The following is an 18,707-nucleotide window of genomic DNA, read 5'->3' as shown; positions in this document are numbered from 1 at the left end:
CTTTTTTATATATCTTGTTTGTTAAGGTACTTTGCGGCCGGTCACAAGACGAATAATTAAGATAACCACCGCAATTACAAGTAACAGGTGAATGATACCTCCACCAACTTCAAATGCGAAACCAAGTGCCCATAAAACGAGCAAGATGACTAAAATTGTCCAGAGCATCGTAATGCCTCCTTTTCTTGCAAAATAATTGCGAAACAATGAATAATGATTACTGCCTTTTGGTTAATAAATACCTCATATTGCTTTTTCTGAAACATTTCTTTCGATATAATGGAAAGGAACCAGAGCGTGATCGCCGGAAATAAGGCGGAACATGCAACATGTTCCGCTTTTGAATCAGATAGCCCATTTAAATATTTTAATGACTAAAGGAGAACAGACCTATGCTGGAAATTGAACAGATTAAAGAGATTATACCGCATCGTTATCCCTTTTTATTGGTGGACAAGGTAACGGAAATGGAAGAAGGAAAGCGGGTAGCGGGAATTAAGAATGTAACCATTAACGAACCATTTTTCCAAGGGCATTTTCCGGAATATCCGGTAATGCCTGGCGTATTGATTCTTGAAGCACTTGCACAGGTTGGCGCAATTGCTGTATTGGATATGGAAGCTAACAAAGGGAAAATCGGCTTTCTTGCAGGTGTGGATAAATGCCGCTTCAAGCGCCAGGTAAAGCCTGGAGATCAATTAAAATTAGAGGTCGAGATTCTGCGTATGAAGGGGCCAATCGGAAAAGGAAAGGGTATCGCAACAGTAGATGGTCAGCTTGCGTGTGAAGCAGAGATTACGTTTGCAATCAAATAAGGATGTAAGCAGAGCTTCTGAAAACTCCACAGCGATGATTTTCCGCGAGAAGGCTGAAGCTGTGTCCAAGGAAAGCGACTTCCCGAAGCTGAAATCAACGAAGCAGTTACTTAGGAGTTTATATCATATATATTAAGCACTCAACCGTCAAAAATTAGCTTTCTTTAATAAAATCGTTCATCTTTAGATAGGTGATTTTTTGTAATGTCCCAGTCTTACTTTTAAATGCGGGGCATCTTATTCGATATGTTATACTGTCCTTAACAAGTGGATAAATATGGGAGGGGATAATATGGATATAGCCGCAATGTCAGTAGCTATGGCAAGCAGTCAGGTTCGTTCGGAAGCAAGTCTCGCCGTAATGGACAATGTCATGGATGTATCGGAGCAGCAAGGTCTTCAACTATTGGAAATGCTGCAGGAGCCGGCAGCAGCTCACCCGACACTAGGAAATAGCATCGATATAAAATTATAGGTTTCTCACTTTCATACAAAAGCAGAACACCTCTTGATGGGGCTGTTCTGCTTTTTTTGTCTTTTAACATTTACTCTTGGTCTTCTAAATCATCATTAGGCGTTCCCTCTGTCCCGCCATTTGTACCGTTTTCTTCTTCCATTGCGCCGCCGTCTTCCATGTCTCCGCCATCGGTGCCGTCTCCTTCATCAGGAATCTGGTCTTCCTGATTTAATGGAGCTTCTTCTTCTGTAGGACCTGATTCGTTGGCAGGGTCTTGTTCATTAGTGGGATCTTGTTCATTAGCTGGATCTTGTTCATCGGCAGTTCCACAGGCTGCGATTAGGGATATTGCCAATACAGGCGCACCTAATTTTATGAGCAATTTACTTTTCATCATAATTTTCCTCCTTTTGATGTTCGCTATCGCAATTAGCTTAACCATTTTCAAAAAAGAAATACTAATTTTTTTGAACGGAAATGATAAAATGTTCCATGACTCGATTGCAAACCTAATCGTGCTGTTCCCGCAGGAAGCCGACCTTCTGCACTTCAATCAACCAGCTTAATAGCAGGAAGCTATCTCCATTTAGAAATAGCATACCCACATTCACATGCCAGGAATCAAAATCACCAAACAAGCGTAGTAAATACACCAACCATCAATCGTTCGTGATAACATCCCTAAGGTAAAATTCGACCTGTTTTGCAGCGGTCAGACTTAACTTTGACTTAAATATTTGGTCCCAGTCTTACTTACAGTTGGAAATTTATTCGTCCTCATCCTTCGTTTCCTTTTTATTTCCCTGTGCTTTCTCCATTTCGTTGGATTGCAGCTGTGATCCTTTTTCCGTATCTTTTTGATCCTGCTGTATATTTTTATCTTTTTCCTTTTCAGCCATTTGTAATGCCTCCCTTGAGATTAGAAAATTATTCTATATTTATACTTTACCCTGACTTTAGGAATTAAAAACAAACCGCAATAAAGAGAAAATTTGCAAATCAAAGTAAATTTAATGAAAATTCATGTAAATTGGTATAATATGGAGATGTACGTTTTGCGGGAAATACTTTTTATTTAATGGAGATGATAGGAATACTCTATCTTATTGCGAAAGAAACAAAGGCATTAATGATTGCTGATTCTTCCTACTACCGTACGAAGGTGCTGGAAGGAAGTGAAGAGAAGCTTTCCATACATTGGCCGGAACAGATAATTGATAATAGCTGTATACTTCATGGAGCAGATCTCAAAGGAAGAAAAACGGCAGTAAAGAACATCCTGAATTCAACCTCTAAATTGCCCATCCCCATTGCCCCGGCTCGAGGGATATTCATGTTCCCGACAGCATCGATAAAAAAGAAGGATTGTATTTGGTTAGCATTTCATCATATAAAATTTTATGAACAGAGGGGAAGTCAAACATACATAGGATTTTATGACGAAACGGGTGTTACAGTGAATGCATCAGAAAAAACCGTTGACAGTCAATACAAAAGGGCAAGCCAGGTAATCGTTCATTACAACAGAAGAATGCTGTTCGGTACTGGTGTATGGTAACGACAGGCAATTTCCCGCTGTCTGGAGTTACCTTTTTTTCGATAAATCCAGAAGATAGAAAGCTTCAGAAAAGTAAAAGTGCCTAGAAAAACGAAACCAACGTCTAGAAAGATGAAACCATTTAAAACGAACTATCGTATTAGAAGTAACTGGTCAGATTTCATATGTCAGGGCAAACTAAAAAAGCGAAATCGGTTAGACAACATAATTGGAGTACCATTTTGAATGTACATAGAGTCAATATGAAATCGAAATACAAAAGGTATTTGGGGGGAAGCGATTGTGAAGAAGATACTGCAGGGAATTACATTATTACTGCTGATAGGACTGCTTGCTGCGTGTACAGAGGATAACGCGGATGAGGAGGAAGAAGCTCGTGTCGTACCAGTCGAGACGGCCGAAGCCGAGAAAGGAGATTTTGTCATCGAAAAGGTTCTTTATGGCCGTACAGCACCTAGCAGTATGACACCGGTTATGCTGCAGGCACCGGGAGAAGTAGATTCGATTGAAATAGAAAATGGTGAAGAGGTAGAAGAAGAGGACTTGATTGCAACAATCTCTACTGCAGCCGGCAAGCAGAATATCCGTGCTTCAAGGAGCGGTGAAATCGTCCAGCTGCAAGCTTCAGAAGGGGAGATGGCAACAAACGAGGAACCTTTTGCAATGATTGCGGATATGAACCCAATGAAGCTGCAATTATCTGTTACTGCAAACGTACTATCTCTTATAGCTGTAGACGATAACTATACATCGCTGCTAGGCGGAAAAGAATATGAAGCTACTATTACGGAAGTAAGCGCCATGCCGGATGATACAGGCCTATATCCTATTGAAGCAACAATAGAAAATGATGGATCAGAGATGCTGACTGGACTTATTTCGGAACTGCAGATCCCGGAAACAACCATCAGTGATGCGGTTCTTGTTCCGACCACAGCAGTTGTACAAGAAGATGATCGGTCCTTTGTTTATGTTGTAAACGACAATACTGCCCAAAAGGTTGAAGTGCAGGTACTTGAAACACAATCCGATCAAACGGCAATCGAAGGTGACATCGAGGCTGGCGATCCTATTGTCATTACAGGTCAGCTTACACTATCTGATGGTGAAAAAGTAGATGCAGCAGCGAAAGGGGAATAAGTCTTGAAGCTAGTAAACACATCTGTTAAACGACCAGTTGGGGTCATCATGATTGTTCTTGCCATCATAGCGCTAGGAGTTGTATCTGTAAGAAGTCTGGCGGTAGACCTTTTCCCAAAAATTGATCTGCCAATTGCCGTCGTCGCAACAAACTATCAGGACGGAGCACCGGAAGATGTGGAGAACTTAATCAGTCGTCCGATCGAATCCTCAGTCAGCTCCGTAGAAGGAATTGATACCGTACAATCCCAATCACAGTCAGGATCCTCGCTCGTTATGATGATGTTCAAAAACGGGACAAATCTGGATCAGGCGCTACTTGATGTGCGGGAGAAAGTGGATCAGGTAAAAGACTTCTTGCCTGAACAAGCAGCCGAACCGACTATCTTGCGATTTAGCCCAGATGCATTGCCTGTTGTATATCTCGGTTTAACCGGGGATGAACCGGAAGTATTAACCGAGATTGCCAATGAACAAATTGTACCGTATTTTGAACGTCAAGGTGGAGTGGCATCCGTTACTGTGGAAGGAAGCAAGGTTCGGGAGATACAGGTAGAGCTGGACCAGGCCAAAATGAAGCAGTATAGTGTCACCGCCCAGGGAGTTATGCAGTCCCTCAGCAGTACCAATAGCTCTGCATCTGTTGGTACGGTTGAAAAAGGCGATCAGGATCTCCAATTGCGTGTGACGGGAGAATTCGAATCATTAGACGATATCAGAGAGACCATTATTCAAACAGAAGCAGGAGCAACACTGCTTGTTGAAGATATAGCGGATGTCAGGGAGGCTTTTAAGGATTCTTCTTCCACAACCTTGGTTAATGGAGAGCCATCGATTGTCTTATCGATTATGAAGCAGACAGACGCCAACACTGTGGAAGTCGCGGGGAATATTCAAGAAAGTGTGGAAGAGTTGACAGCAGACTTACCGGAAGAGGTAAATCTGGAAACGATTATTGATACATCTGAATTCATTCAGGTGTCAATCGATTCCATCATATTCAATATCCTGATTGGTGGAGCGATTGCCGTTATCATTTTGCTTTTATTTTTGAAGAGCATTCGTGCAACCATTGTGATCGGACTATCCATTCCGATTGCACTTATCTCCACATTTGCTCTTATCTATTTTACCGGTCAGACGCTAAATGTGCTTACACTTGGAGGACTTGCTCTGGGGATAGGGATGATGGTGGACAGCTCTATTGTCATTCTGGAGAACATCTACTCCTATCGGAAAAAAGGCTATAATCTGTTTGAATCAGCAACAAAAGGTGCCTCAGAACTTGCGCCAGCGGTAATTGCATCGACAACCACAAGCCTGGTTGTGTTTTTGCCGATTGTATTTGTAGAAGGCTTGGCATCCGATCTATTCACACCACTTGCCCTGGCCGTATCCTTCTCGCTGATTGCATCCCTAGTGGTCGCAGTAACACTCGTACCGATGCTTTCGTCAAAGCTTCTTTCCAAAACATTTGAGAACAATGGGCGGAGATATTGGTTTGACCGTTTCCTCGACTGGCTGCGGGATAAATACAAAGGCGGACTGAAACGCGTATTGAAATTTCGTAAAACCACTGTGTTTGTGACAGTGCTGGCAATCATTGGCAGTCTTGGTTTAATACCGCTCATCGGTGCTGAACTAATACCGGCATCTGACCAAGGGCAGGCACAGATAGTTATAGAAACAGCTTCGGGCAGCAGTCTGGAATATACGGAAGGAATTGCAGAACAAGTAAGTGAAACAATAAATAAATATGATGATGTCATCGAGATTAGCTATGTAACAATCGGGGGAACCGGGTTGACTGGAGGTTCCGGTAATCAGGCGACATATACCGTGCAGCTGACACCATCATCAGACAGAGAAAGATCGACACAGGAAATCGTTAAAGAAATGGATGAAGAACTACAGCACATTGCCGGGGCAGAAATTACGGCTACCGCACTCGATGGTGGAATGAATATGGGAGACCCCATTTCCATACAGATTAACGGTCCAGAGCATGAAGTACTGCGTGAAATATCCAATCAGATTGTTACGGAAATCTCATCCGTGGAGGGTGTATTTAACCCAACCTCAGCAGCATCTGAAGGAATACCGCAGATGACTATTTCAATAGACGAAGAGAAAGCAGCAACCTATGGCCTGACAGAGGAGCAGATTTCCGGACAAATTCAATTGCAGTTTACCGGCCAGACAGCAACAAAGTATCGGGAAAATGGCCAGGAAATGGATGTTACCCTGCTCTATCCAGTAGATGAGCGCAGTACCATCAATGACATGGAAGACATGAAAGTACAGCTGCCGACAGGGGAGAGCCTCGCGCTTGAGCAAGTTGCCGACTTTGAAGAAATCCAAGGACCTGTATCATTACTGAGGGAAAATCAACAACCACAAATGAATGTAACGAGTGAAATAATTGATCGTGATCTTGCCAGTGTTGCAGCGGATGTAGAGGCGAAGCTCGATACCATGAGTCTTCCGGAAGGTTACAGTATTACTATTGGCGGCCAGGCAGAGGATATGGCCGATTCCTTTACAGATCTTGCCATCGCGCTAATCTTCTCGATCTTCCTTGTCTATGCCGTTATGGCAGTACAATTTGAGAACTTCCTGCAGCCATTCATTATTATGTTTGCACTGCCAACAAGTATCGTTGGGGTACTCGGAGGATTGTTTATTACGAATCTTTCCATCAGTATACCTGGATTCATCGGGCTCATTATGCTCGCCGGAATTGTTGTAAATAACTCCATCGTGCTGGTGGATTACATCAATATCCTGCGTGATAGAGGGGTAGAGCGGTACGAGGCCATCACGGAAGCGGGACGAAGCAGACTGCGCCCCATCCTGATGACAACGTTGACTACCGTCTTGGCTATGATTCCACTGGGTATGGGACTTGGAGAAGGGGCTGAAATGCAGCAGCCGCTTGCAGTCACAATCATCTTCGGCCTTAGTGTTTCAAGTATCTTCACCCTGTTCTTTGTGCCAGTCATCTACACATTTTTTGACGACCTCAGTGCAAAAGTCAAAAGGAAGAAAAAATAAAATGGAAGCTCTCCACCAATGGAGAGCTTCCATTTTAGAATGTGTCAGATCCGGAAAAACAGGGAATATTAGAAGAAGTTAAATGAAAGTAGGAGGCGGGCAATTTGTCGACATCACGAATTTTTAAATGGATAACGGGGATCTTTGAAGCACTTCTAGGTATTCCGATTCTCGGCGGCTTTTATATCATTGCTAATGGATGGTCACCGCTTTTCGTCATGCTGGTATTGCATATCATCACATGGGTCCTTACTGCAAAAGACAATGGATCCCAAGCAGGAAGCATTCTCGGAGTCATTACCTCCATCATCGGATGGATTCCAATTATAGGGATGATCATGCATATTATCACAGCAATCGTTCTGCTTCTTTCTGCTATGAGACCGGAGAGAAAGCAATTTGTATAGAGGCAGATGGCTTTTTGGGGGAGCGGCTACTTAGCAGTTATGACTGGTGGCTTTGGGCAATGGGGAGATAAGCTACGATGCTGGATATTTTATCCTGGCAGAGGATTTCTTCCGAGCGAGGGGAGGAATAAGCCGATCAGCGAATATATCATCCGTGGAGAGGATATATCGCCAGAAAGCTACCGTACTAAAATCCCAACACAGCAGGCCATCAAGCCTACAAAAAAACGCCACTGCATTTTCTTGTGCAGTGGCGTTGATTAAATTAAATATCCCACCAATGGAAGCCATCTTTTTCAAGCAGCTCGTTTGCTGCGTCTGGCCCCATGGATCCGGATTTATAATTAGGGAAATTTGCTTCATTCTTGGACCATACATCCAAAATGGTATCAACGAATTTCCAGGAAAGGGCAACTTCATCCCAATGGGTGAAATTAGTTGCATCACCAATCATACAATCATATAGCAGCTTTTCATAGGCTTCTGGAGTGTTGATGCCTGAAACAGCATTGTGATTGTAGGCCAGCTGAATGGGCTGGGCAAGTGAGCCGGAACCGGATTTTTGTGCGTTTAGGCATAGCGTAATCCCTTGGTTTGGCTGAATATTAATAGAGAGCAGATTCGGACGCTTGTCTTTATCTCTCTTATAATATAAATTCATCGGAATATCTTTGAACTCAATGACAATCTTAGTTGATTTTTCTGCCATATGTTTTCCGGTTCGTATGTAAATCGGAACACCTGACCAACGGTAATTATCGATAAGCAGTTTTCCGGCTACGAACGTTTCTGTATTGGAATCAGCAAGCTCATCGGCTTCATCACGGTAGGCGGATACAGCTTCCCCTTTTATTTCTCCACTATCATATTGTCCACGAACAAAATATTGGCTGACTTTATCGGAATCCATGTTTCGCAGTGCACGCAGCACCTTGATTTTCTCGGAACGAATCTCCTCGGTTGTCAGACTGATAGGCGGCTCCATCGCAAGTAATGCAACCATCTGAAGCATATGGTTTTGCACCATATCTCTGGCGGCACCAGAATGGTCATAATAACGGGCGCGTTCTTCAACCCCAAGTGTTTCGCTCGAAGTGATCTGGATATTTGAGATGAAACGGTTATTCCAGAGATGTTCAAAGATACCATTGGCAAATCGAATAACCTCGATATTCTGGACCATTTCCTTCCCTAGATAATGATCGATTCTGTAAATCTGCTTTTCATCAAATGCAGCGCGCAATTCTTTATTCAGCTTTTTCGCTGATTCCAAATCGCGTCCGAAAGGCTTTTCAATTACAAGACGTGACCAGCCTTCAGAATCCTTCAAGCCATTTTCCTGAAGTTTATTGGCTATTGTACCAAAGAATTCAGGAGCCATTGCCAGGTAAAAGACACGGTTCCCTTCCGTTTGGTAGGTACCCTCTAAATCATTTATCAATATATTTAATCCGCTATAGGAGGATTCATCCGTCACATCGAAAGATTGGTAATAGAAATGGGAGATGAATTCTTCAAGATCCTCATTGGGAGAAATAGCATCACCAATTGATTTTGCGACATTTTCACGCAATACTTCATCTGTCCAACCCCGGCGTGCCAAACCAACAACAGCAAAGTTCTTACTTAATTTGCCGTTTTGATAGAGGCGGTAGATGGAAGGGAACAATTTTCGCTTAGCTAAGTCTCCTGTTGCTCCAAATATTACGATAACTACTTTAGGTTGTAGCACATTACTCATGATTGATTCCCTCAATTCTTATCAAAATATAGTTCTATTTTATAGGAAAAAAATTATTAATCAAACGATGGGATTGTAAAGGGCTAAAATGATAATGAAATGAACGGAAATGGGTGAGTCAAGCGCGCCATTCCCGAATTACATCCTATGATCAAGGTCATATTTCGCTACTCTCTTTCCATCGATTCAATTTTCTTTACAATCTGATTCACTACTTCAGAAAACATCAATCCAAGTGCAATTCCACCGGCAAGCAGCATGACCTGGGCAGAGAGCTGGACAGCGGTATTATAGTCATTCTGGACGAAGCTGCGCATTGCATTATAAGCGATTCCTCCGGGGACAAGGGGGATAATACCGGATACGTTAAAGATAATGATCGGCATTTTATAATATCTGGCACAGAGATGGCTGAGAACGGCAACAAGCATTGCAGCGAAAATCGTTGCCGGAACGATATCCATGCCCCGTTCCGAAAGTATGTAGTATACAATCCAGCCGAACATGCCGACAAGACCGCATTGAATGAGTGATTTTTTTGGAGCGTTAAACAACACGCCGAATCCAGCAGATGCGAAAAAGCTTGTTATAAGTTGTGTGACAATCATAATTTACCTCCTAATCCAGAAACCTATACAAACGTAAATATTAAGGCAACCCCCGCACCGATGGCAAATGAGGTCAACAATGCCTCCACACCTTTAGAGACACCGGAAACCAAATGACCAGACATCAGGTCGCGGATGGCATTGGTAATATGCAAGCCGGGCACAAGCGGCATGACGGCCCCGATAATGACCATATCAAGTGAAAGCCCAAATCCTGCCCTTACAAATACGTATGCCGATATGCCAACCAGAAAAGATCCGAAAAGCTCTGCGAGGAATCTGATTTCAATAAGGCGTTCAAAGCCTAGCATCCCAGTAAAACCAATCGCCCCGGCTATAATCGTTGGAAGGAAGTCAGGCCATGAACCGCCAAACATAATGGTAAAGCAGCCACTTGCAAATGCGGCAGCGATAATCTGCACCCAAGGATTATAGGCAACTTTCTCATGGTCAATCACCCGCAGCTGCTCATATGCCTCTGTAATCGACATTTCTCCTGCTGTAATCTTGCGTGACACGCTATTTACATCCGCTATTTTATTTAAATCGGTGGACCGTTTGCTAATCCGAAGCGAATTCGTCATTGTGGCAACGTCCACTGAAAAATTAATTCCCGTAGGTGTCGCATAGCTTTGTGGGTTCTCAATGCCGAAATTGGTAGCAATACGATTCATCGTATCCTCCACGCGATGCGTCTCCGCCCCGCTGACAAGCATGATTTTCCCTGCCATCATACACACCTTTTCAATAGTAATCCGTTCTTTCATCCGTAACACCAGCTCTCGAAAATCATTTAATCTTCATTATAAGTAAAGGACCACAGGAAAGAAAGAAAAAATGCTCCTGCCAACAGGAGCATTCAAACGTATTAGGCAATATTCATGAACATCATAACCAAGGCAATGATCGGTATGGAATTCGCAAGTGCCAGAGCAATCATTGAAAAGCTGATTACCTGTTGCTTCTGGCCTTCCTCGACATCCACTTTCTGCTGCAAAAAAATAAAAAATGCTGCAAATACCATCATCATAATCACAATCAGAGCAGGAATATACAGCTCATCAACCGGTACAGGCTCTTCCTGAATATTGATGAATGCGTAGATAATCAGAATTAATGGAAGGCTTTCGCTTATCGCCACACCAATAAAGAAATTTGTCTGCGCTTTTTCCATCAAATTAGGATTTTCTTTAATCTTATCCAGGTTAATTTTAAAAACAATGATAATACCAATAACTGCAATTACTGCCGCAGCAGCAAATATATAGGGTGCCAAATAATTCTCCTCCTATTGCTCAGATAATTGAGAATCATGCCTATCGTAGCATAGATTGGAAGGGGTGTCAGCAGGGTGGGAGGAAGTTATATATAGCAGATAAATGGTTCAGCTAGGTAAGATTTGCTAAACCTTCCTATCTTTAGTTATAATTTAAGTCGCATACATACAGTGAAGGGATATAATTTCAATTTCAATTTCAATCCATAAATAACTGTCATCAAAGCACAGTAGGAGAATTCTATGTTTAACTATGTTGATTTATTTATCGCATTTCTAATAGCCGCAGTATCATCTTGGCTGATCACTTATCCTGTAAAAATGTTCGCTACCAAAATTGGCGCTATGGATAAGCCTGAAAGTCGTAAAATCCATAAAAAAACGACACCTAGACTAGGTGGTCTGGCAATATTTTTCGGTGCTCTTCTAGGAATGCTTTATTTGCAGCCGCATCACGGAGAATTACCCGAAATACTAGTTGGAGCAATTGTAATCGTCCTAACTGGGGCTATAGATGACAAATTCACTATTAAACCTATCGCTAAATTGACAGGGCAGTTGCTTGCCGCCTCATTATTAATAAATGCAGGATTGATCATAGAACGGATAACACTACCAATTTTCGGTGTGGTTGAACTGGAGTTTTTCAGTGTATTCATTACCATACTTTGGGTTGTAGGAATTACCAACGCAATTAATCTGATTGACGGTCTAGACGGCTTGGCAACTGGGGTCACAACGATTGCCATGACAAGTATTTTTATCATGGCTATTATCGATTATCAGGTTATCGTTGCTTTTTTATGTATAACCTTAATAGGTGCTAATCTAGGATTCCTTTATCATAATTTTTATCCTGCAAAAATCTATATGGGAGATACTGGTTCGAACCTTCTTGGATATATGATTGCAGCAATATCGATGCTAGGCTTGTTCAAAAATATCACGTTTTTTAGTTTTATTATCCCAGTTATCATACTTGCAGTACCAATCTTTGATACACTCGTCGCGATGGTGCGCAGAGCATATAATAAAGAGAGCATTATGGCTGCCGATAACAAACATATTCATTATCAATTGATAGAAGCGGGTTACAGCCACAGAAAAACTGTACTTATTATTTATACCTTTAGTGCTCTTTTCGGTTTGTTGGGCATATTTTTCTCTAATGCAAGTTTAAGCGTATCGCTTATTATAACGTTGTTCGTCGTTTTTCTCCTGCATATCTTTGCCGAACTTGCCGGATTAGTTATGGGTGGCAAACGCCCAGTAGTTAGTTTACTTCGGAAAATACTTCGAAAAATACAGAAACGATCGCGATAATAACCAAGGCTCCCAATACAGGGAGCCTTATTTTTTTGCGACAAACCCCGACAAAAACCGGGGAGTGACAGTCACTGTTCGATATTCGACAAAAACCGGGGAGTGACAGGCACCCATATGGCACCCATGCACAACTTTGGGACTATGTCTTTTTACACTGTTTGGGGTGATAGAATTTCTATATGATAGATATATCTGAATATTAAGTCTCTTAAATTTCAAACGATGGGACCGATATAATCAGAAATCTAGCATTTTATTATATACGAAGGGAGAAAATTATGCTGAAAAGAGTCGGAACATTATTATTAGTCATTTTATTGGTATTTAGTAATTTTTCAGCAGTAAGTGCCTCATCGGCAACGCCAAAGCTACAAAAAAAGGAGGACCTGTCTTCAGAGGATGTAAAGGAAACCGTAGATCCGAATGATGAAGTAAGGGTTCTGGTGGAGATGGAAGATGAAGCTCCGATAAAAAAGGCAACAAAAAAAGGCGTAAAGTATGATAAATTAGCAAAATCCGAAAAGAAAAGCCTGGAGAAGGCCGCAAAAGCAAAGCAAAAAACAGTTAAGGACAAAATAAAGGACAAGCGCATCGATGCTGAGTACATAAATGAATTTACAGCAGTAGTTAACGCATTTAGCGCTGAAGTAAAACAAGGCGACATTGAAGAAATCAAATCAATCACGGATGTAAAAGGTGTTTATATTGTTAATGAATATGAACGCCCGATAGCTGAACCAGATATGAAATATAGTAAAGAATTGGTACAAGCCCAGGAAGCATGGCGCGATTACGGATATAAGGGCGAGGGTATGATTGTCGGTATTATCGATACAGGAATTGACCCAAGCCATCGCGATATGGTTCTAAGAGATGCTGAAACAGCTGAACTGACTGAAGAAGATGCCAACCAAATCATCAGTCAAGATGCATTGCCGGGTCAATTTTATTCCGAAAAGGTACCATATGGATATAACTACATGGATGGAAACGATGAGATTCGCGAAATCCATTCAGAAGCATCCTATCATGGTATGCACGTTGCAGGTACAGTTGGTGCAAATGGTGATGAAGAGAATGGGGGAATTCTCGGAATTGCACCAGAAGCACAGCTGCTTGCATTAAAAGTTTTCGGAAATGATCCAGAAATGCAGTCAACGTATGGAGACATCTATATCAAAGCGATTGAAGATGCTATTAAATTAGGGGCAGATGTATTGAACATGAGTCTTGGTTCAGCAGCTGGATTCGTCGATCCGGAGTCACCGGAGCAGACGGCAGTGGCAAATGCAGTCGATAACGGTGTGCTCATGTCCATCTCGGCTGGAAACTCTGCAATGTTTGGTGATGGCTATTTCTATCCATATGCATCCAATCCGGATTATGGTGTGAGTGGTTCTCCAGGAGTTTCTTATGACTCCCTGCAGGTTGCTTCCTTTGAAAATACGTATATGGAAGTGGATGCAGTTGAATATACGATTGATGGAGAAGCAGATATAGCGGCATATTTATCAGCAAGCAGCACCCATCCGAATGATGTCGAACAGAAATCCTTTGATGTCATTGAAGCGGGCGAAGGTTATCCGGAAGATTTTGAAGGGGAAGATGCAACAGGCAAGTATGTTCTGATCCAGCGTGGCGGCATCGCCTTTACAGAAAAAGCATTAAACGCACAGAACGCAGGAGCAGCAGGTGTGATTATCTATAATAATACGGATGGTATCGTAAATATGGCGACAGAAGCAGCCATAACCATTCCACAGCTATTTATGCTGAAAAGCGATGGGGACGCACTGGCAGAGTCCATCCGAAACGGTCAGTCCGTTACATTAGAATTTAATGGAGAAAAAACAACTATAAATAATCCGGATGCAGGTAAAATGAGTGCATTCTCTTCATGGGGATTGACACCAAATCTTGATTTCAAACCGGAAATAACAGCACCGGGTGGACAAATTCTTTCCACACTGAATGATAACCAATATGGGTTAATGAGTGGTACTTCGATGGCCGCTCCGCATGTATCAGGTGGCGGTGCCCTGGTTATGCAGCGGGTTGATGAAGAGTTTGGCTATGAAGGTTCTGAGCGCGTGAACCTCACGAAGAAACTATTAATGAACACATCGGAACAAGTGGAATTTGATGGGGCACTTGTATCACCGCGTCGTCAAGGTGCAGGACTGATGCAGCTCCATGCAGCATTATCTACGCCGGTTGTCGTTACAGAATCATCAACAAATGAAGCCAAAGTGGCATTGAAGGAAATCACAGAAAATGAAGTTACATTTGAGCTGACTGCAGAGAACTTCTCTGATGAGGCAGCTGTTTATGAAGTACAGGCGAATGCCCAAACAGATACCCCAGCTGATGGGGGCGGTGTGATGGTAAGCGCACCTAATTTATTCGGGGCAACAGATCTCGGTGACATCGCAACAATCAATGGAGAAGCAGTTAGCACAGTAGAGGTGCCAGCGAATGGAACTGCTTCATTTGAGGTAACGATTGATGTAAGTGAAGTGGATGCGGAGCTAAACAGTACATTCACGAACGGGTACTGGCTGGAAGGATTCGTCACGTTAACAGATCCAACCGACACAAACCCTAAACTGACTGTTCCATATGTTGGCTTCAAAGGGAATTGGGATGCAGCACCAATCTTTGATACGCCAATGTGGGATCCTCTGACATTTTATGGCATGACTGGAATCGGAACGTCCTTAGGTGAAGACAATTATGGATTCCTTGGTGAAGATTTAGCAACAGGAGAATATGACCCTGAAAAAATCGCATTCTCGCCAAACGGGGATGGTGTGCAGGATGATGCATTGCTTATTCTATCGTTCCTGAGGAATGCGAAGGAAGCGAAATTCAATGTATTGGATGAAGATGGAAAAGTGGTCCGTACAATCAGACTGGAATCGGAAATAAGAAAGGACTACTACGACAGTGGACTGGCCTCCTATTATTCACTGGATCCAGCACGTGCATGGGACGGGGAAATAAATGGAAAAGCGGCTGAAGAAGGACAATATTATCTATCCGTCGATGCAGTAATTGACTATGAAGGTGCCGAATGGCAGTCACTTGAGTTACCAGTTCTGCTTGATGTAACGGCACCTGAACTGGAAGCAACTATTGATCCGGATACAGATATTGTTACAGTAGAAGCAGCGGATAATGAAGAAGGCAGTGGACTAGCATCATGGGATGTCCTCGTTGATGGCGAATCTGTTTTGGACGCACCATATGTTGCCGATGAAACGGAACATCAATTAGAGAACCTTGAGGATGATCAGATAGTCAGCGTTGTAGCAGTTGATTATGCCGGTAATTCAGTGGAAGAAGAGGCGGAAGAACCTGTAGCGGAGGATGTTACGGTGCCAGACCTTCACTTATTAACACCAGAGTTCTTAGGTGTTGAAACAAGCAAAAAAGTAGAATTCACAGGATATGTTACGGATGAATCCGGTGTGAAGGAAGTTACTGTTGACGGCAAGCAGGCAAAACTCGTCTATAATGAGGCGGAAGACCGCTATGACTTCTCCTTGACGGTCAAACAGAAAAAAGATGGCTACTATTTCAACCAGATAAAAGCAGTTGACAATGCTGGCAACGAAACAGAAATCGGCCGCAGATACTTTGTTGATACAGAAAAAGCAGATCTGTCTGTTAAAGCGAAGAAGAAGACGAAGGAAGATACGATTAATGTAACAGCCCATGTAAAAGATGAATTTGATGAGATCAGTCTATATGTCAATGGAAATCATGTTTACGCGAATGAACTTTCCGAACCATATGGCGATAATAAATTCAATGACAAGATTGAAATGGAACTGGATTTAGAGGAAGGCAAGAATGTATTTGAATTTAAGGTTGTCGATCTTGGCGGACACGAAACGATTGAAAAAGTCGTCATTGAGAAGCAAAAAGACAGAGGCAAAGATAAGGATAAGGAAGACATTGGTGAAGCAATCGGATACTTCGTAGATAAAATCCGTTACCTGCTTACCGCCTTATGGAGCTTTTTTGGATAATAGAGAGTATGTTATGGAAGGCTATCGACTAATGATGGCCTTCTTTTTTTGCAAATTTTCAAGAGGAGCTAATGAATTCGTGAATAACATGATACATAAATGAAACATAAATTGAGCCCTAAAAAGATAAACATAAACGAATTTTATGTTAGATGGTACCAAAAAATAGCGAAATTAAACTCTTTTATAGAACTCTAAAGCAGCGATAGGAGATGTGCAGACAATGGAACGTAATTATAGTATTGATTTTGTGAAATTTTTTGCCATATTTGCAGTAGTATGTATTCATACAGGCACATTAAGAGGAACACTTATCGGTAATATAAACGGAGATGACATTGATTTTATTATTGATATCTTAGCTAGATTCGCAGTGCCTTTTTTCTTTGTAACATCAGGATATTTATTTTTACAGAAAATGAAAGGTATTGAAGTAAAAAACGCTTCTGCTAATGCCACAAAAATTCAGATTTCCTATTTCAAAAATTATTCGCTTAAACTGATAAAACTTTGGGCAGCATGGTTTTTATTTTATTTTATGTTTGATTTAGCAATTAGATATATAGAGACGGAAAAGAATATCGAAGCATTAAAAGCAATGTTTTTAGACTTAGTCTCAAATGTCTTTACATTGGATCTATTTTATTATGGTGCGGGTCACTCACAATACCATTTATGGTTTCTATTAGCACTCATATGGTCTGTATTTATCTTATTCATATTTTATAAATGGAAGCTGCTGCCCTTGCTGGTTATTATAAGTTTTGGGTTTAATATCTATGGAGTGTTTGGCCAGTCCTATTCTTTCCTTTATGAGGTAACAATGAATACAAGGGATCCATTGTTTTTTGGATTGTTTTATACAACGCTTGGTGGAATGCTGGGCATGTATGCACATAAAGTAACAGCAGCTGTTGCTAAGATACCATCTGTCTTGTTAGTACTAATGATTATCTCGCTTGGTTTTCTACAAGTAATTGAAGCATATATAACACTAAAGATAAATCAAGGGAATGCACAGGACTATTTTTTAATGACAATTCCTTTGAGTATCGTATTATTTCTTACTGTAATGAAGCACAGGAATATCGGAAGGAATTCATTAATATCTAAGATTGGTTCTCAGTCAGTAGGGATATATGTATCACATGTATTTGTTATGGAATTCATTCGAATCATAATGACAAGATTGGAACTAAACTACATTCAAGATTCTTTAGGATGGAAACTTTTATTTACTCCGGTAGTATTTATTTTTGCATATCTTATGTATATGGGAATACAGCATCTGAAAAGCTATTCCTTTACGAACAAAAAAATTCTTGTTTTAAGAAAAAAACAACTTAAATCATAACTATAAGAGGCGATCATTCCGTTTAGCTTAAATGCGGATGAAGGCCTTTTTTTATATAACAATCATGACTTCATTTTAAATTTACAAACAATTCACTCTTGGTTAATACGTGATTAACATTCTATCTTTATAATTAAAAATAAGGAAACGGAATCTATTCCCTTAAGAAAGTACAACTTACCAGAAAAGGAGAATGATGATGAGTATAAGAGGCATAGCTCACAGAGGTTATCCTGTAAAGTATCCAGAAAACACAATATCTTCATTTCAGGCAGCTATAGATTTAGGGTTTTCACATATGGAGCTCGATGTTCACCTTAGTAAAGACGGTATTCCAGTTGTTATGCATGATCATACGATTGACAGAATGACAGATGGAAGCGGGGAAATCCGTATGTATACATTTGAGGAATTACAGCATTTTAAAGTAGCGGAAAATGAAAGAATTCCATCATTGGAAGAAGTACTTAAAATGGCAAAAGATAGAATCATTGTTTCCATAGAATTGAAGAATACAGAACTATATCGAGGGGTAGAAAAAATAGTATATGATGTTATTCAAAAATTAGGAGTAGTGGATCAGGTCTATATTATCTCTTTCAACCATAAATCGCTGGCAAAACTGCGAGGGTTATCAAAGGAACTTGAACTAGGTCCTTTGGTAAATAAAATAAGATCTTCGAATTATCGGCTCATTGAGAAACTAAATGCCAAGTATTTTGCAGTCCGATACGATGGATTAAAGGAAAAGCATATAAAAAGATGCAAGGAAATGGGCATCCAGCTTGTAGCGTGGAAAGTGAATACATTAGAACACATGCAATACATTAAACGGAATCCATCCATATTGGGAACGACGGATGAATTAGAGAAGTATAAAGAGTGTTTCCAAAAAGATATTCATTTGGAGATGGAGCAGGTCATTATCTAAGACGTT

At 41.2% G+C, this 18,707-nt stretch carries 18 protein-coding genes; 10 read left to right on the top strand and 8 right to left on the bottom strand.

Going from position 1 to position 18,707, the window contains the following annotated elements; genetic code table 11:
• Positions 1 to 21: 21 nt before the first annotated feature.
• Positions 22 to 168 (bottom strand): lmo0937 family membrane protein, encoded by a 147-nt coding sequence (locus tag OMHG_RS18225; RefSeq protein WP_010648309.1) that lies wholly within the window; start codon positions 166 to 168, stop codon positions 22 to 24.
• 224 nt (positions 169 to 392) lie between these two features.
• Here OMHG_RS18225 and fabZ point away from each other — a divergent pair, with 224 nt between their 5' ends.
• Both fabZ and OMHG_RS03335 read left to right on the top strand, forming a co-directional pair.
• Positions 393 to 815, top strand: a complete 423-nt coding sequence (gene fabZ / locus OMHG_RS03340) for a 3-hydroxyacyl-ACP dehydratase FabZ (protein WP_010648307.1) — start codon at positions 393 to 395, stop codon at positions 813 to 815.
• A 292-nt stretch (positions 816 to 1,107) separates the two neighbouring features.
• Positions 1,108 to 1,290, top strand: a complete 183-nt coding sequence (locus OMHG_RS03335) for a YjfB family protein (RefSeq protein ID WP_010648305.1) — start codon at positions 1,108 to 1,110, stop codon at positions 1,288 to 1,290.
• Between the two features lie 70 nt (positions 1,291 to 1,360).
• Here the strand turns inward: OMHG_RS03335 and OMHG_RS17470 are convergent, their stop codons facing one another.
• From OMHG_RS17470 to OMHG_RS19205, 3 genes are all read right to left on the bottom strand, one after another.
• Complete coding sequence (locus OMHG_RS17470; protein ID WP_049887918.1) at positions 1,361 to 1,669, bottom strand: hypothetical protein; 309 nt, start codon at positions 1,667 to 1,669, stop codon at positions 1,361 to 1,363.
• 112 nt (positions 1,670 to 1,781) lie between these two features.
• Positions 1,782 to 1,925 carry a hypothetical protein gene (locus OMHG_RS18220; protein WP_154648217.1) on the bottom strand — a complete coding sequence of 48 codons (144 nt, stop codon included), beginning with the start codon at positions 1,923 to 1,925 and terminating at the stop codon, positions 1,782 to 1,784.
• A 114-nt stretch (positions 1,926 to 2,039) separates the two neighbouring features.
• Positions 2,040 to 2,171 carry a hypothetical protein gene (locus OMHG_RS19205; protein WP_261796301.1) on the bottom strand — a complete coding sequence of 44 codons (132 nt, stop codon included), beginning with the start codon at positions 2,169 to 2,171 and terminating at the stop codon, positions 2,040 to 2,042.
• Positions 2,172 to 2,356: 185 nt separating this feature from the next.
• Between OMHG_RS19205 and OMHG_RS03325 the strand changes: the two genes are divergently transcribed.
• From OMHG_RS03325 to OMHG_RS03310, 4 genes are all read left to right on the top strand, one after another.
• Positions 2,357 to 2,830 carry a competence protein ComK gene (locus OMHG_RS03325; protein ID WP_237566131.1) on the top strand — a complete coding sequence of 158 codons (474 nt, stop codon included), beginning with the start codon at positions 2,357 to 2,359 and terminating at the stop codon, positions 2,828 to 2,830.
• Positions 2,831 to 3,112: 282 nt separating this feature from the next.
• Positions 3,113 to 3,970 (top strand): efflux RND transporter periplasmic adaptor subunit, encoded by an 858-nt coding sequence (locus tag OMHG_RS03320; protein WP_010648299.1) that lies wholly within the window; start codon positions 3,113 to 3,115, stop codon positions 3,968 to 3,970.
• A gap of 3 nt (positions 3,971 to 3,973) precedes the next feature.
• Positions 3,974 to 7,024, top strand: a complete 3,051-nt coding sequence (locus OMHG_RS03315) for an efflux RND transporter permease subunit (protein WP_010648297.1) — start codon at positions 3,974 to 3,976, stop codon at positions 7,022 to 7,024.
• A gap of 104 nt (positions 7,025 to 7,128) precedes the next feature.
• On the top strand, positions 7,129 to 7,431 hold the full coding sequence (locus tag OMHG_RS03310; protein WP_010648295.1) for a hypothetical protein: 303 nt from the start codon (positions 7,129 to 7,131) through the stop codon (positions 7,429 to 7,431).
• 265 nt (positions 7,432 to 7,696) lie between these two features.
• Here OMHG_RS03310 and zwf read toward each other — a convergent pair whose 3' ends face one another.
• The 4 genes from zwf to OMHG_RS03285 all read right to left on the bottom strand — a co-directional run bounded on the left by zwf (position 7,697) and on the right by OMHG_RS03285 (position 11,056).
• Positions 7,697 to 9,172, bottom strand: a complete 1,476-nt coding sequence (gene zwf / locus OMHG_RS03300) for a glucose-6-phosphate dehydrogenase (RefSeq protein ID WP_010648293.1) — start codon at positions 9,170 to 9,172, stop codon at positions 7,697 to 7,699.
• A 167-nt stretch (positions 9,173 to 9,339) separates the two neighbouring features.
• The gene (locus OMHG_RS03295) at positions 9,340 to 9,780 is read right to left on the bottom strand and encodes a threonine/serine exporter family protein (RefSeq protein WP_010648292.1); all 441 of its coding nucleotides are present in this window, start codon (positions 9,778 to 9,780) and stop codon (positions 9,340 to 9,342) included.
• A gap of 23 nt (positions 9,781 to 9,803) precedes the next feature.
• Positions 9,804 to 10,547: a threonine/serine exporter family protein gene (locus OMHG_RS03290; RefSeq protein WP_010648291.1), complete on the bottom strand. Its 744-nt coding sequence runs from the start codon at positions 10,545 to 10,547 to the stop codon at positions 9,804 to 9,806.
• A 101-nt stretch (positions 10,548 to 10,648) separates the two neighbouring features.
• Complete coding sequence (locus OMHG_RS03285; protein WP_010648290.1) at positions 10,649 to 11,056, bottom strand: hypothetical protein; 408 nt, start codon at positions 11,054 to 11,056, stop codon at positions 10,649 to 10,651.
• Positions 11,057 to 11,299: 243 nt separating this feature from the next.
• Between OMHG_RS03285 and OMHG_RS03280 the strand changes: the two genes are divergently transcribed.
• The 4 genes from OMHG_RS03280 (at position 11,300) to OMHG_RS03265 (ending at position 18,701) form a co-directional block, all read left to right on the top strand.
• A complete protein-coding gene (locus tag OMHG_RS03280; RefSeq protein WP_010648289.1) occupies positions 11,300 to 12,379 on the top strand; it encodes a glycosyltransferase family 4 protein in 1,080 nt (359 codons plus the stop codon).
• 281 nt (positions 12,380 to 12,660) lie between these two features.
• Positions 12,661 to 16,416 (top strand): S8 family serine peptidase, encoded by a 3,756-nt coding sequence (locus OMHG_RS19200; protein ID WP_010648288.1) that lies wholly within the window; start codon positions 12,661 to 12,663, stop codon positions 16,414 to 16,416.
• Between the two features lie 223 nt (positions 16,417 to 16,639).
• The gene (locus OMHG_RS03270) at positions 16,640 to 17,770 is read left to right on the top strand and encodes an acyltransferase (RefSeq protein ID WP_010648287.1); all 1,131 of its coding nucleotides are present in this window, start codon (positions 16,640 to 16,642) and stop codon (positions 17,768 to 17,770) included.
• Between the two features lie 199 nt (positions 17,771 to 17,969).
• Positions 17,970 to 18,701: a glycerophosphodiester phosphodiesterase gene (locus tag OMHG_RS03265; RefSeq protein ID WP_010648286.1), complete on the top strand. Its 732-nt coding sequence runs from the start codon at positions 17,970 to 17,972 to the stop codon at positions 18,699 to 18,701.
• The last annotated feature ends 6 nt before the right edge of the window (positions 18,702 to 18,707 follow it).

The organism is Oceanobacillus massiliensis str. N'diop (assembly GCF_000285495.1).
Taxonomy (GTDB): domain Bacteria; phylum Bacillota; class Bacilli; order Bacillales; family Amphibacillaceae; genus Oceanobacillus; species Oceanobacillus massiliensis.
This window is presented reverse-complemented; position numbering and strand designations above follow the sequence as displayed.

What these genes read in the sequence shown, in the direction of transcription:
- OMHG_RS18225 (WP_010648309.1), bottom strand. Translation starts at nt 168, where the DNA reads ATGCTCTGGACAATTTTAGTCATCTTGCTCGTTTTATGGGCACTTGGT.
- fabZ (WP_010648307.1), top strand. Translation starts at nt 393, where the DNA reads ATGCTGGAAATTGAACAGATTAAAGAGATTATACCGCATCGTTATCCC.
- OMHG_RS03335 (WP_010648305.1), top strand. Translation starts at nt 1,108, where the DNA reads ATGGATATAGCCGCAATGTCAGTAGCTATGGCAAGCAGTCAGGTTCGT.
- OMHG_RS17470 (WP_049887918.1), bottom strand. Translation starts at nt 1,669, where the DNA reads ATGATGAAAAGTAAATTGCTCATAAAATTAGGTGCGCCTGTATTGGCA.
- OMHG_RS19205 (WP_261796301.1), bottom strand. Translation starts at nt 2,171, where the DNA reads ATGGCTGAAAAGGAAAAAGATAAAAATATACAGCAGGATCAAAAAGAT.
- OMHG_RS03325 (WP_237566131.1), top strand. Translation starts at nt 2,357, where the DNA reads ATGATAGGAATACTCTATCTTATTGCGAAAGAAACAAAGGCATTAATG.
- zwf (WP_010648293.1), bottom strand. Translation starts at nt 9,172, where the DNA reads ATGAGTAATGTGCTACAACCTAAAGTAGTTATCGTAATATTTGGAGCA.
- OMHG_RS03295 (WP_010648292.1), bottom strand. Translation starts at nt 9,780, where the DNA reads ATGATTGTCACACAACTTATAACAAGCTTTTTCGCATCTGCTGGATTC.
- OMHG_RS03290 (WP_010648291.1), bottom strand. Translation starts at nt 10,547, where the DNA reads ATGAAAGAACGGATTACTATTGAAAAGGTGTGTATGATGGCAGGGAAA.
- OMHG_RS03280 (WP_010648289.1), top strand. Translation starts at nt 11,300, where the DNA reads ATGTTTAACTATGTTGATTTATTTATCGCATTTCTAATAGCCGCAGTA.
- OMHG_RS19200 (WP_010648288.1), top strand. Translation starts at nt 12,661, where the DNA reads ATGCTGAAAAGAGTCGGAACATTATTATTAGTCATTTTATTGGTATTT.
- OMHG_RS03270 (WP_010648287.1), top strand. Translation starts at nt 16,640, where the DNA reads ATGGAACGTAATTATAGTATTGATTTTGTGAAATTTTTTGCCATATTT.
- OMHG_RS03265 (WP_010648286.1), top strand. Translation starts at nt 17,970, where the DNA reads ATGAGTATAAGAGGCATAGCTCACAGAGGTTATCCTGTAAAGTATCCA.